Origin of the sequence: Flavihumibacter rivuli (assembly GCF_018595685.2) — a bacterium.
In the GTDB taxonomy this organism is placed as follows: domain Bacteria; phylum Bacteroidota; class Bacteroidia; order Chitinophagales; family Chitinophagaceae; genus Flavihumibacter; species Flavihumibacter rivuli.
This window is the reverse complement of record NZ_CP092334.1, coordinates 3,090,880-3,103,089: the sequence shown is the minus strand read 5'-3', so window position 1 is coordinate 3,103,089 and position 12,210 is coordinate 3,090,880. Positions and strand designations below refer to the sequence as shown.

The following is a 12,210-nucleotide window of genomic DNA, read 5'->3' as shown; positions in this document are numbered from 1 at the left end:
GCTAATAAAAGTAAAAGTACCCCATTTTAGGCGAGTACATATTCCTGCACGGCCGCAATTGCGGTGGCAAGGCGTTCCTCACTCCTGCCACCGATCTCTACCCAGGGGGTGGACTGGTTAACAAGAATGTCCTTGTACATATGGAAAAGCCTTTGACGGGATTCCAGGTCGGGGTATTCCCGCAGTTCATCTTCAACCCATGGAAGGTCAGTATTGCAAAGGAGATAGAGGTCGTATTTGCGTTCAACGATCTGCTCAAGGATAAATGGGTGGCATTTGCCGAAAACGAATTCACACCATACCTTCATTACATACATATCGGTATCAATGAAAAGGGGCGTTGGCTTTTCCAGGCGGTGGGCTTTCAGGTCCCTGCTATAGGTATCTTCCAATTCCAGCTGCCCCTTCGCAATGCCGAGCAGGTCTTCAAAGCTGTACTCCTTTCCATTTTCCAGGAGGTATTGCCGCGCGTACTCCGGACACCACTGGGAATTAAAATGTGTGGCCAGCTGGCTGCACAAGGTGCTTTTGCCGGTAGATTCAGGTCCTATGATGACAACCTTTTTTAACATGATCGACCAGTAGAATTCAATGGGTTCTTAGCAAAGTTGATGAAATTGGCCTATAAGAGTGTCATGGTACGTTCAATTCCTTCCAGACCTTGAAATGGATTTTTTGTTCCATTCCAACAAGCCTGCTATGGCCAGGATGAGCAGGACGAGGTATTGAAAGCTGGTGAAGACATAGCCTTTGGTGAAATACAAGGGAATGGATGCGATATTGGTTGCGATCCACCAGTACCAGCTCTCCACCTTTTTGCGCGCCATCAGCCACATGCCGGTATAGGCTGTTGCACTGGCAAAGGCATCAGCCCAGGGAATGGCCTCGGGGGCGAAATTCTGTTTGAGGTAATTCAGTGCCAGGTAAAGGGCAAGATAGAATCCCGCAAAGAATGCCAGTTGCCGGAGCCATTCCTTTTTATTGGAATGGGTGATATGTAAGACGGTCTCATGGTGCTCGTCCTTCCTGGCCCACAGTATCCAGCCGTAGATACTCATGATGGTATAGTAAAGGTTCACACTGGCTTCACCAAACAAATGCCCCTTCAGGCTAAGGTAGACATAGGTAGTGGTATTGATCAGGCCGACCGGGTAAACGAGGATATTCTCCTTCCTGCTGAACCAGACACTGGCAATTCCTGCCAAGACAGCTATGAACTCCAGCAAACTGGTTTGCTGTAGTCCGGTGATGAATTGATGCCAGATTTCTCCCATGATTCGTAAAAATGCAGCGGAATTTTTAGATTGCCGTAAATTCTTTCTATGAGTCTTATCGCCAATAGCACGGTATTGATAACCGGTGGTGCCTCCGGTATTGGAAAGGGCATGGCCATTTCATGCCTGGAAAAGGGTGCCTCCAATGTTATCATTTGGGATATTGATGAGGCTGGAATGGAAAAACTTGCTGTTGAAATGGCGCAGCAAGGCAAGCGCATCCATACGGATAAGGTCGATGTTTCCAGTGTTGACTCCATCCAATCGGCAGCAGCAAGGGCCAGGGAGCAGTTTGGAGGGATAGATATCCTTATCAATAATGCCGGTGTCATCATTGGTAAGCCCTTCCATGAGCATACCCACAGGGATATCGATTTTACCATGAGTATCAATACCGATGCCCTGATGCATATTGCGCTGGAATTTGTTCCGGGCATGATCAGGAACCGCCGCGGGCATGTGGTGAACATTGCCTCCGCTGCGGGAATGAGCCCTAATCTTCGCATGAGCATTTATGTTGCCAGCAAATGGGCGGTGATAGGGTGGAGCGAATCCTTAAGGCTTGAACTGGAAGGCATTTCCCCCGACCTGCATGTAACTACCGTAACGCCATTTTATATTAACACAGGAATGTTCAGCGGGGTGCAATCACCCTTCATCCCCATCGTTGAGCAGGATGTGGCCGTAAGGAAGATCATTAAAGGCATTGAGCGGAACAAGATCTTTGTAAGGATGCCAGGTATCGTTTATGCGTTACCGTTATTCAGGGGAATCCTTCCGCAGCGCTGGTATGACCTGATCGTAGGAAAATGGCTGGGTATCTATAAATCAATGGATACCTTCAGGGGCCGTAATTAATAACCGATTAAAACAAGAACATGAATATAGCAGTATTAGGTTCCGGAATGGTTGGACGCGCCATTGCGCTTGATCTCGCTGAAAGGCACCAGGTAACCTCATTCGATCTCCATGAAGCGCCCTTGCAGGTATTGCGTGCCCGGAATGCCTCTATCCACACCCGGGTGGCTGATCTTGGGCAGTTCAACCTTTATACCGATTGGTTGCAGCCATTTGACCTGGTGGTAACGGCTGTTCCCGGGTTCATGGGATACAGGGCCCTAGAAGCAGTAATTGATGCCGGTAAGGATGTGGTGGATATTTCCTTTTTTCCCGAAGATGCCCTGCAGCTCCATGAGCTGGCGGTGAAAAAGAATGTTACCGCTATCACCGATTGTGGTGTGGCGCCTGGCATGAGTAATTTCATTATTGGCCGCTATAATGAAGAGATAAAGGTGAATGCATTTGAGATCTATGTAGGCGGTCTTCCCAAAGTGCGTAAGAAACCTTTCGAATACAAAGCTCCTTTTTCCCCGGTGGATGTGATCGAGGAATATACCCGTCCGGCCAGGTTAAAGGAGAACGGACATATTGTGGTGAAGCCGGCCCTTTCCGAAAGGAATTACATGAACTTCGAAGGGATCGGCACATTAGAGGCCTTCAACACCGATGGATTGCGGAGTTTGCTCCACACCATGCCCCATGTTCCCAACCAGAAGGAACAAACCCTTCGCTACCCTGGCCATGTTGACCTGATCCTCGCCCTGCAGCAGAGCGGCTTCTTTGGCCATGAGCCGGTGGAGGTGGATGGCCATTCCATCAGGCCCATTGACTTCTCATCCAAGATCCTTTTCAAGGAATGGAAACTGGGTCCGGATGAAGAAGAGTTTACCGTGATGCGGGTGATCGTTGATGGTGAGAAAGATGGGAAACCGGTAAGGGTGACCTATGACCTGCTTGACCGTTATGACCCGGTCAGCGGCATTTCCTCGATGTCCAGGACTACCGGTTATACCTGTACAGCTGCAGTAGAATTAGTGGCAAAAGGTTTGTTCAAGGCAAAAGGGGTATTCCCGCCGGAACTGGTTGGAAAGGACAAAGCCTGTTTTGACTTTGTACTGGACTACCTCAGGGAAAGAAAGATAAACTGGCAGAAGGACCTGAATGGCTAATTGCCAGTGGAATGGAGTGCAGAGGCTTCAATGGTATATCTTTACCATCCGGCCACCTGAATTAATTAACCAATAAAATTTATACTATGATCCGCAATGCAACCGCAGTATGGAACGGTTCGGGAAAAGAAGGTAATGGACACCTTACCACCCAAAGCACCGTGTTGAACCAGACCCAGTATTCCTTCAGCTCCCGTTTTGAGAACGGAGTAGGCACCAATCCTGAAGAACTGGTTGCTGCCGCCCATGCCGGATGTTTCACCATGAAGCTGAGCTTTGTATTAGGCGCAGCAGGATTTACCCCTGACACATTGGAGACCAGGTGCGAAATTACCTTCGAAAATGGTGCGGTGACCAAGTCACACCTGATCCTGAAAGCAAAGGTTCCGGGTATCAGCAAGGTGCAGCTGGATGCCTGTGTGAAGGATGCAGAAGAAAATTGTCCGATCTCAAAGCTGTTGAATACAGCCATCAGTTCTGAAGTTACGCTTCTTTGATAAGGGCCATGACCAGCTATTCGCATGGTCTTTCCTAATTATTGATTGAACAATACCCTTATGGCCATGGCTGCCATGAGCAGTGCTATGATCAACCCCGAAATGGTCAACCATTTCGGGTGTTGATAATGGTTCATGATAGGCGTCTTAAATGTTGCCGCCAGCAGTATCACCAATGAAACCGGCAAGATGAATCCATTGATGGTTCCTGCCCAGATCAGCAGGCTGACCGGTTTCCCCACCCATAGATAAATACCTGTGGAAACGAGGATGAATATTCCCGTCAGCACGGGTTGGTATTTCCTGAAGAAGGGTCTTTCAGACCGGATAAAGGAAATAGAAGTGTAGGCAGAGCCGATTACAGAAGTGATGGCAGCACTCCACATGACCAAACCGAATACGCGAAACCCCAGATTACCTGCTGCCTGCCTGAATACATCTGCAGCTGGATTGGCAGCATCTAGCCTGATGCCTTTGGCTACTACCCCCAGTGCGGCAAGGAATAATAGTACGCGCATGGCAGATGCCGTAAGGATGCCCCTGATCGCCCCACCTGATACCTCCTTCATGGATGCCTGTCCGGTTACACCGGCATCCAACAACCTGTGCGCACCTGCGAAACAGATATAACCACCCACAGTGCCGCCAACAATGGTGATCACAGCGGTCCAATCGGTCCTGACCGGAAGGAAGGAGCGGTAAACAGCTTCCCCAACAGGTGGATCAGATTGGAATACCACATATATTGTCAGGACGATCATCAGGACCCCCAGGGCCTTTACAAAATGGTCCATGGCTTTATTACCATTCTTGCCGATCAGCAGGGCTATGGCGATCAAAGCACTCAATCCGGCACCAATTCGGTTGTCCATTCCTGTTAAAACTTCCAGCCCAAGTCCAGCCCCTGCGATATTGCCGATATTAAAGGCGAGGCCGCCGAAGATGATCAATGCGGCAAGAAATCCTCCCATGCCTGGGATCACAGCATTGGCAATTTCCTGGGCGGGTTTGTTGGCTGCAGAAATGATCCTCCAGATATTGAGTTGTACGCCGATGTCCAAAAGGATAGATAGCAGGATGACAAAACCAAAGCTGGCCAATAGCTGTTCCGTAAAAACGGTAGTCTGGGTAAGAAAACCTGGCCCAATGGCAGAGGTGGCCATCAGGAAGGCGGCACTCCAGAACGTTTGCCTATTAAACCTGGGGTTTTGCTGCATGGGGTGACTGGATGGTTATGGAATGGGTACGCAGTGTTTCCTGTATGGCCCTGGCAAAATCAACCGCATGCTGGCCATCCCCATGGATGCAGATGGTATCTGCATGCAGGCTTACAGTTGATCCATCAGTGGCCATTACTTTCCCTTCCCGGATAATATCCAGTACCTGGGCTGTTGCTTTTTTGGAACTATTGATGAGCGCATTGGCCTGGGTGCGGGGCGTAAGGCTTCCATCCCTGGAATAGCTTCGGTCTGCAAAAGCTTCCTCAGCAACTGTTAAACCCATGGCCCGTCCGGCTTCCACCAGTTTGCTGCCTGCCAGGCCGAAAAGTACAAGGTCGCGGTCACAGTCCCTGACAGCAGATGCAATGGCCCTGGCGATACCGGGGTCGGAAGCGGATTGGTTGTACAAAGCACCATGTGGTTTTACATGGCGCAGCCGGGCGCCTTCGGCCTTACAGATCGTTGCCAATGCGCCGACCTGGTAGATCACGAGTGCATAGATCTTTTCAGGGGCAATATCCATTTTCCTTCTTCCAAAATGTTCCCTGTCAAAAAAGGAGGGATGGGCGCCAATGGCCACATGGTATTTTTTTGCCAACTGCACGGTATGCCTCATGGTTTCAGGGTCGCCTGCATGGAAGCCACAGGCAATATTGGCAGAACTGATCAAAGGCATCAATATGGCATCGTTGCCAGTGCCTTCGCCCATATCGCAGTTGATATCGATCGTAATCCTGTTCATGAATGCAGTAACCTGAGGTCCTTTTCAATTTGATTAAATAACCGCTCCCTTTCCAATAGCAACTGTTCTGCTTCCTGGAAAGGGATCATCTTAAAATTAGCGGAATTGCCCGGTTGCATGGCTGCCAGAATGGGCAGGTCAACAGCAGAAACGCCGGCGATCCTTGGGTATCCCCCGGTGGTTTGGGCATCCGCCATGAGGACCAGGAGCTGGCCGTCGCCACTCACCTGTATGGTTCCTGGAACAACCGCGCTGGATATCATTTCCCGGCTTACAGACTTATTGATGGGGTTTCCGGAAAGGCGAAAGCCCATCCTGCTGACCATTGGGGTCAGTTTAAAAGGACGGTTTAGGAATTGCGCTTTGGCATCATCGTCAAACCAATCCCACTCCGGACCTGCAAATACCCTGATGGTGGGGCTATCGTAATCGGGTATAACCGAGTTCGACAGGCGAAAGGCGGGCTTGGTTCTGAGCTGGTCCACCATCCTTGCAGCCTGTTCTTCAAGGAACCTTGTCAAAGGAAGGGTATCGCCTTTCTTCAATAAGTCCCCGTTGATGCCACCTTTCCTGCAGGCAGGATGCAGAGACCGCGATCCCAGCCATTCCTGGGTCCTGATCCCTCCATGAATGCAGATATAGGCATAACCGCCCTTCTCCGGGATGACATGGAGCAGGTCCCCTTCCTCGAGCACGATGGGTCGCCAGCAGGGGGATGTCTTTTCATTGACCCGGACATGGTATCCGAGACCGCTAACGGCAACCAATAAGCGAAAATTTGCCTGTCCCAGGAATTCACCGGTGGCCAGTTCAACAGCAGCCGTTCCCGGCACATTGGCTACCAGCATATTGCCCAGGCGATAGGCTGCCTGGTCCATCGGGCCTCCCGTGTTGATCCCGAGATTGCGGTAACCATACCGACCGTGGTCCTGGATAGAGGCGATCCCGCATTTAAGCATCTTCATACTGGTTCAGGTATTTAAAGGTTGCGGAATCGATCCGGCTAAAACTCACCGTATCACCAGGTTTGAAAAGGCAGCAATCCCTGGCATCAGCATCAAATATTTTCAGTGGGGTCCTGCCAATGATCTGCCATCCGCCAGGGGTGGCCTGTGGATAGATTCCCGTTTGGTTGCCGGCTATGCCTACTGAGCCTGGCGCAACCCTCAAAGCGGGACTGGCCTTACGGGGAGAGGCGATCTGGTCGGGAACGGTTCCCATGTAGGGGAAACCGGGGCTGAAACCTACCATATAGACATAGTAGGTCTCCGATTCAAATATCTTGATCAGGCTTTCGCTATCCATGGAATGGGTTTTAGCTATTGGCTCCAGGTCTGGGCCGTAGCCGCCATCATAACAGACGGGAATGATGTGGTGCCTGCCTTCCGGTTGGAATTGTCCTGCCTCCAGGTTATCCCATATCCCCTGCAGCATCCTGGTCATTTTTTGAACCGGAGTTGTATGCGGTTCCTTCAAAAGGCGGATAGGATCAAAGAAAACGGTCAGGCTATTATAAGCGATACTGAGGTCCAGGAGGCCGGGTAGGGCAGCAGATCCCAGTTGAGCTGCGAGGTAAAGCAGCAGGCGATGCCTTTCCCTGTTGTAACCTTCGCCAATACTGATGGTGATGGCATGCTCAGCAACGGGATAGATGCGGATAGCGGGAAGTTGGTGCAGGTGATCCTCCGGGTCTAGTAGGTTCATAGCTATTGTGCCTTGATTCCTTCCCTTACAAGATACTGCACAAACAGGGAATAGGAAGTCCGGAAATAAAAAAGGCCACCCCAAAGGGCAGCCTTTCTAAATGAATGATTTGAATTATTCAGCTTCAGCCACTACTTCCTTCACTTCAGGGATCATGCGCTTCATCATGCCTTCGATACCCGCTTTCAGGGTGATCATGCTGGATGGGCAACCACTGCAGCTTCCCTGCAGCATCAGGTTGACCACGCCATCATTATAACTTTTGAACTGGATAGCGCCACCATCCATTTCAACGGCTGGTTTAACATAGTTCTCCAGCAATTCCTTGATGCGCTTCACGATATCATCGTCGTCGGCGGTTACTTCATTAGAGCTGGCTGGTTTGATCTGGGCCAATTCCTCTTCGTTCACCACAGCCTTGCCTTCTTCCAGGTACTCCTTCAGGAACTGGCGGATGGTCGGGATCACATCATTCCATTCTGCATCGGAGGTCTTGGTGAGGGTCACGAAATTAGAGGCGATGAATACGCTCTTGATAAAGGGGAAGCCAAACAACTCCACAGCGAGCGGTGAAGGTTTTGCGCTTTCCATATCGGGCAGGTCAATGCTCTTACCGGGATACAGCAGTTTGTTGGCAACGAACTTCATCGTTTCCGGGTTCGGAGTCATTTCCGTATAGATACTGATTACAGGATTTCCAGTCTTGATCATAATACAACAACGTTTACGTACAAAAATAACAAATGACCGTGCCCAAAGTTTGTGAAATCGGGAAAACTTAGTGATTACAGTCACTGGCGTGGCAGTGGTTGGCTTTCCTGCAGAGGCGATAGTTATAGAAATGGGCAAATACGACCGCGGCTACTGCGGGCACTAGGAAATACAATTGCCATTCATGCCATAATTGCTTGGCTATCAGCAATATAATTCCAAAAACAAAGATCAGGATGGGCAGGATCTGGTGATGGTGCTTCCGGTATCCATGGGATAGGGCATTGACACCGATCAGGAAGGCCAGCAGGATCATCAGGTATTCAAAGGACATATTGTCAATGATATTGATACCGAATACCGGCAGGCTCGTCATGATTAATGGCAGGATCGCGCAGTGGATAGCACAGGCTAATGATGCGGCAATTCCTAAAGCGTCCCAATTGATCTTAAAATTCATGGAGGACTGCAAAAATAGGTAGATGCAACTTTGTTGCAAAATCTTTCTTCTTTTTAACAGAAAGCCACCAATTCATATTGGTGAGCGTAACTTTGTATGTTATGAGCAAGAAAGCGATCTACTACCTGTTGTTTTTTGTGGTCCTGTTTTTTGGGTTTGTATATGCCATGAACCGTGCCTTGCCGGGTTTTACTGAAGTGAAATTGCCGGTTCTCAGCAGGGTACAACCCTTTCATTTCCTCGATCAGGAAGGTCGGGAAGTAACGGAAAGGACGATTGAAGGAAAGGTTTACGTTGCCGAGTATTTCTTTACGACCTGTAAGGGGATCTGTCCAAAAATGAATACCAACATGAAGAAGGTATATGAGAAATACAGGAATGAAAAGGGCTTTGCCATACTTTCCCACAGTGTGGATCCGGAAACCGATTCGGTGGGCAGGATGAAGACATATGCAGATTCATTGGGTGTGAATGGCGGCAACTGGTATTTCCTTACCGGCAGGAAGGACAGTCTCTACCATGTGGCCCGTGTAAGTTACCTGCTGGATGACCCGAAGAATAACAATGAGAAAATAGAAGACCAATTCATCCATACGCAATTCTTTGCCCTGGTAGACAAGAAGGGCCAGGTAAGGAAGATCTATGATGGATTGAAGCAGGAAGAGTTGGAAGACCTGATGAAGGACATACCAGAGTTACTCAAGGAAAAAACATCAGGTGGAGCGAGGTTTGCGAACGGATTATTCAATAACAATCCCCAGTAAGGCATATGCAGGACCGCATTCATGATATCCTAAAACGGAACCAGTTAAGTGTAACCGGTAGCAGGGTGAAGATCCTGGAGTTATTCCTTGGCCAACAGGGTGCACTTGCTCATGCAGACATTGAAAAAGGCACGGATGAAAAGTTTGACCGGGTGACCGTTTACAGGACCTTGCAGGTTTTCCTGAACAAGGGAATCATTCACACCATCCCTACTTCGGATAATAGTATCCGCTATGCCCTTTGCAAGGAAGAATGCAGTGAAGGGCATCACCATGATAACCATGTTCACTTTGTTTGTGATTCCTGTGGCAATACCATTTGCCTGGAAGAAGTCTCCATCCCATCCATTCAACTCCCTAAAGGGTATTCGATCAAGCAGGTGGAGATGGTGGTTAGCGGTAAATGCAAAACCTGCAAGTAAGCCAGGCCAGTTGCCTGCTTCCGCTTTAAGCAAACCACCATCACCCTTTCAACATATTGTGCATTTTCAACAGACCGTTATCATCACGTAACCCCTCGTTGTCTCTTATGACCAATGGGTAGTCGAAAGATCGGTTGAGCTGTTGGATGAATAATTTTTATCGCCTTAAATACTTCGGCGTCCCTTGCAGGAGAGCGTGAAGGGGAATAAAGGTCAATTGTTGATACACCAGGATGGGAGAAAATTTCTATTAGTACTGTAGGATTAATAAGCTATTCTATGGCGATCCATCCAAGCAGCTTTCCATGCAGCAAACATCTTCCTAATACATAACAGTTTTAAGAAGATTTCTTTCGGGATTTAATGAATGGCCCAAAATTTGCATTTTTGAAATAATTTATGGTAGAAGCCGAACTAAATATTGATCGATTCGTTATAACCCAACTGAAGGCTCTTATCGTGTAGTAAAAAAATAAAGCCCCAATGTAGACACACCGGGACTTTTGGTTAAGGCTCTGATTAGTAGCTATTTTATAGAGATATCTATTGTTCTAAGTGTTTTCCATTACAAATATAAGGGCATTTAGGGTGAATTGCAATAAAATTATGTACCACAAAGAGGGTATTTTTTTGACCAAAATCAACTTCTGTTCATCTCTTGTTGAACAAATCCCATCAATTCTTCCACACGATCAGGACCCAGGTCAAATTTGATCCCAGCCGCCTTATACAATTCCGGTAAGGTCCGGGTTCCACCCAGGCTTAATGCATGCATATAATTGTCCAATGCCTTCTCCTTATCCGTTTTGAATTGCATCCACATACCAATAGCACCCAATTGCGCAATTCCATATTCGATGTAATAGAAGGGCACTTCAAAAAGATGCAATTGGCGTTGCCAGCCGTATTTGCGGAATTCTTCAAGGCCACCCAGATCTAATTCGCCAGTTGAGAATTCTTCGTTTATCTCCATCCATCTCTTCGCCCTTTCTTCGAGGGAATGACCGGGGTTTTCATAAAGCCAATGCTGGTATTTGTCTATGATAGCGATCCATGGGAAGATGGTTATCACCCTTTCCAGCTGGTGCTCCTTAGCCCTTTTCAACTCCTCTTCTTTAGAAAAGAAACTTGTCCAGTAATCCATGGTGAACAATTCCATTGACATACTGGCTACTTCAGCCACTTCCATTGGATATTCCTTGAATGCGCTAAGAGGTAGGGGATGTGCAAGGAAGGAATGCACAGCGTGACCGCTTTCATGAACCATGGTGGTCACATCATGCATTTGTCCGGCGGCATTCATAAAAATGAAAGGGGCGCCTGTTTCTGCCAGTGGACAATTATAACCACCGGGAGCTTTACCCTTGCGGCTTTCGAGGTCAAGCCTACCCATTTTTTTCATAGTAAGCAGGCAATCGGCAAAGAATGGCCTGAGTTGTCGAAGGCAATCAACAGTTTTGTTGAGCAACTCTTCCCCATTAGTGAAAGGCCTTAAGGGTTCAACACCTTCGGGTTCTGCATCTGTATCCCAGGGACGAAGGGTATCTAAGCCAAGCTTTGTTTTTTTCTTCCGGTAGATCCCGGCAACCAATGGAACGATATGTTTTTTCACTGCCTCATGGAATGCAAAGCAATCTTCTTTTGTGTAATCGAAGCGTCCCATTTCGGCAAACTTATAATCACGGTAATTGGCGAAACCGGCATTCAAGGCTACCTGGTGGCGCTTTGCCAGCAATTGGGAGAACAGGTCATTCAGGCTATCCTTGTCCTGGTACCTTCTTTCCTGGATGCGTCTGTAGGCCAATTCCCTGACCTTCCTGTCCGGGTTTTCCAGGAACTTGCTTGCTTGCTGAAGGGTGTATTCCTTATCATCGATCTTCACCGTCATTTTTCCGCTGATCACCCCATAATGCTGGGCCATTACACTGATTTCGGCCTGCAGGGGGATATTGGCTTCCCTGAAAAGGGCGATGCTGTTCTTAACGCTACGGAGATAGGTAAAATATTTTTCCTGGTCCAGCGAAGCGGTAAAAGGACAGTCGACCAACTTACGGTTAAGCTTATCCGCATAGGGCTGGATCCTGGGTTGGATCTCCATAACAAAGAAGTTGAAGGCTTCCTCCAATTCCTTGTTCTCGGTGTCGCAGGTCATCCTGATCTGTCGCCAGCAGGCATCCTCACTGACTACAGCTTCCAGTTCACTGGCATCCTTCATCCATTTTTCCAGGCCCTGTACAGATTCAATTGGCCTTTCCAGCAACTCCTTGAAATAGGGTTCAAGAGTTTCCCATTTATCGATCACCAGGCTTTCTGGTAAAAAACTGCGCGGTTCTTTCTTGATATCAGCGGTAAAATTCATATGGGACTGTTTAAACGATTCAAGCTACAGGTATCAAGCATTATTTGA

At 48.3% G+C, this 12,210-nt stretch carries 14 protein-coding genes; 5 read left to right on the top strand and 9 right to left on the bottom strand.

What is annotated here, in order from left to right; genetic code table 11:
* Positions 1 to 26: 26 nt before the first annotated feature.
* Positions 27 to 572 (bottom strand): AAA family ATPase, encoded by a 546-nt coding sequence (locus KJS94_RS13230; RefSeq protein ID WP_214447959.1) that lies wholly within the window; start codon positions 570 to 572, stop codon positions 27 to 29.
* 72 nt (positions 573 to 644) lie between these two features.
* Entirely contained in the window at positions 645 to 1,274 is a 630-nt protein-coding gene (gene pnuC, locus KJS94_RS13225; RefSeq protein WP_214447958.1) for a nicotinamide riboside transporter PnuC, read from the bottom strand.
* 48 nt (positions 1,275 to 1,322) lie between these two features.
* Here pnuC and KJS94_RS13220 point away from each other — a divergent pair, with 48 nt between their 5' ends.
* The 3 genes from KJS94_RS13220 (at position 1,323) to KJS94_RS13210 (ending at position 3,780) form a co-directional block, all read left to right on the top strand.
* Entirely contained in the window at positions 1,323 to 2,132 is an 810-nt protein-coding gene (locus tag KJS94_RS13220; protein WP_214447957.1) for an SDR family oxidoreductase, read from the top strand.
* Between the two features lie 20 nt (positions 2,133 to 2,152).
* Complete coding sequence (locus tag KJS94_RS13215; RefSeq protein WP_214447956.1) at positions 2,153 to 3,283, top strand: saccharopine dehydrogenase family protein; 1,131 nt, start codon at positions 2,153 to 2,155, stop codon at positions 3,281 to 3,283.
* A gap of 86 nt (positions 3,284 to 3,369) precedes the next feature.
* Positions 3,370 to 3,780: an OsmC family protein gene (locus KJS94_RS13210; protein ID WP_214447955.1), complete on the top strand. Its 411-nt coding sequence runs from the start codon at positions 3,370 to 3,372 to the stop codon at positions 3,778 to 3,780.
* A gap of 38 nt (positions 3,781 to 3,818) precedes the next feature.
* On the opposite strand, the gene KJS94_RS13205 is transcribed toward KJS94_RS13210, so the two are convergent.
* The 6 genes from KJS94_RS13205 to KJS94_RS13180 form a co-directional block, all read right to left on the bottom strand.
* Entirely contained in the window at positions 3,819 to 4,997 is a 1,179-nt protein-coding gene (locus KJS94_RS13205; RefSeq protein ID WP_214447954.1) for an NRAMP family divalent metal transporter, read from the bottom strand.
* Positions 4,975 to 5,742, bottom strand: a complete 768-nt coding sequence (gene pxpA, locus KJS94_RS13200; RefSeq protein WP_214447953.1) for a 5-oxoprolinase subunit PxpA — start codon at positions 5,740 to 5,742, stop codon at positions 4,975 to 4,977. Before pxpA ends, KJS94_RS13205 begins: the two co-directional genes overlap by 23 nt.
* Positions 5,739 to 6,707, bottom strand: coding sequence for a 5-oxoprolinase subunit C family protein (locus tag KJS94_RS13195; protein ID WP_214447952.1), 969 nt, complete (start codon positions 6,705 to 6,707; stop codon positions 5,739 to 5,741). The genes pxpA and KJS94_RS13195 overlap by 4 nt, the downstream gene beginning before the upstream one ends.
* Positions 6,694 to 7,446, bottom strand: coding sequence for a 5-oxoprolinase subunit PxpB (gene pxpB / locus KJS94_RS13190; RefSeq protein WP_214447951.1), 753 nt, complete (start codon positions 7,444 to 7,446; stop codon positions 6,694 to 6,696). The genes KJS94_RS13195 and pxpB overlap by 14 nt, the downstream gene beginning before the upstream one ends.
* A 114-nt stretch (positions 7,447 to 7,560) precedes the next feature.
* Entirely contained in the window at positions 7,561 to 8,157 is a 597-nt protein-coding gene (locus KJS94_RS13185) for a NifU family protein (RefSeq protein ID WP_214447950.1), read from the bottom strand.
* 67 nt (positions 8,158 to 8,224) lie between these two features.
* Complete coding sequence (locus tag KJS94_RS13180) at positions 8,225 to 8,617, bottom strand: MerC domain-containing protein (RefSeq protein ID WP_214447949.1); 393 nt, start codon at positions 8,615 to 8,617, stop codon at positions 8,225 to 8,227.
* Between the two features lie 101 nt (positions 8,618 to 8,718).
* Here KJS94_RS13180 and KJS94_RS13175 point away from each other — a divergent pair, with 101 nt between their 5' ends.
* Entirely contained in the window at positions 8,719 to 9,381 is a 663-nt protein-coding gene (locus tag KJS94_RS13175; protein WP_214447948.1) for an SCO family protein, read from the top strand.
* Positions 9,382 to 9,386: 5 nt separating this feature from the next.
* The gene (locus tag KJS94_RS13170; RefSeq protein ID WP_214447947.1) at positions 9,387 to 9,803 is read left to right on the top strand and encodes a Fur family transcriptional regulator; all 417 of its coding nucleotides are present in this window, start codon (positions 9,387 to 9,389) and stop codon (positions 9,801 to 9,803) included.
* A 640-nt stretch (positions 9,804 to 10,443) separates the two neighbouring features.
* Here KJS94_RS13170 and KJS94_RS13165 read toward each other — a convergent pair.
* Positions 10,444 to 12,162 (bottom strand): M3 family oligoendopeptidase, encoded by a 1,719-nt coding sequence (locus KJS94_RS13165; RefSeq protein WP_214447946.1) that lies wholly within the window; start codon positions 12,160 to 12,162, stop codon positions 10,444 to 10,446.
* Between the last annotated feature and the right edge of the window lie 48 nt (positions 12,163 to 12,210).